The sequence below is a fragment of the Spirosoma arcticum genome (assembly GCF_054779955.1).
In genome coordinates, this window is record NZ_BAAGXG010000060.1 from 1 (window position 1) to 1,040 (window position 1,040).

The following is a 1,040-nucleotide window of genomic DNA, read 5'->3' on the forward strand; positions in this document are numbered from 1 at the left end:
CGATGAGTTAGGCCCTGCCGGGTTAACACACTCAGTTCAATCTCCGCTACGTTTAGCCAAGAGCCATGTTTGGGCGTATAGACAAAGGCAATCTTTGGTAGAATCGCCCGCGCCCGTCGCGCATCGAACACTTCGTACAAGGCCGCTTTTCGATGAGCCGATAGATTATTCTGAACTAACGTAATCTGTTCAGCATCAACATACCAGTCTTCCACAATATGACCCACTACCTGCGCCCATTCCTGACTGTTGTGGCTGTCGGTAACCACCACTTCCCGCCTACCGCCCAACGGCTCGGCCACCATAAACACTTGGGCAACACCCTCCCGCTTATATTCATAATCAATATGGGCAATGCCTTGCTGGTCTGTAAAGCCCTGTCGGGTTTCACTCACCAGTTGTCGACGTGCTTCGTCCAGACAAACTACGGGCCGTTTGGGATCGTAGGGACGCTGCTAAACATCGAGTACCTCTTCCATCTGGCAGACAAACTCAGCGGACGCTTCAGCAATGACCCAACTCTTGACCCGCCAGGGCTTCAACTCGTTTTTTTGAGCATCTTCCGCACGGTCTCCCGCCCAATGGTCTCGACATACGCCAATTCGACCATCTGCTGGGCCAGCAGGCGAACCGTCCATCGGGCATAGCCAGCGGGTGGCTCACTACAACGCAAGGCAATTAGATGGGCCTCCACCGCCCCGTCAAAAACAACATCCTTGTACTTTTCCCGCTTCTTCCCCTTGAGCGCAAACTCGAAGCCGTCCTCGACAAAGCCTTCGCGTAGGCGTTCAATACTGCGAATACTAATCTGATAGGTCACTTTAATTTGCTCATCTTTGAGCCAGGCAGGTTGATTCTCATCAGCGGCCAACAAGCCATAAGCCCGTTTAACGGCCTGGCTTTTGGCATTGCGTTTAGCAATAATGGCCTGTAGTTGAAGGCGTTCCCCCTGAGTTAGAGTCACATGGTATTTCTTCATAGTTGTAAGCGATTGCTTACGCCAAAAATACCCGCCAAACAATACAAGTCAAAATACTAGT

The 1,040-nt window shown here is 51.4% G+C and carries 2 protein-coding genes; both read right to left on the reverse strand.

The genetic code is table 11. The features are described 5' to 3' along the window. On the reverse strand, positions 1–395 hold a 395-nt coding region (locus ACYVHB_RS32855; protein WP_461056320.1), incomplete at its 3' end, for a transposase. 143 nt (positions 396–538) lie between these two features. Further along, complete coding sequence (locus ACYVHB_RS32860; protein WP_461056322.1) at positions 539–979, reverse strand: helix-turn-helix domain-containing protein; 441 nt, start codon at positions 977–979, stop codon at positions 539–541. Positions 980–1,040: the final 61 nt, after the last annotated feature.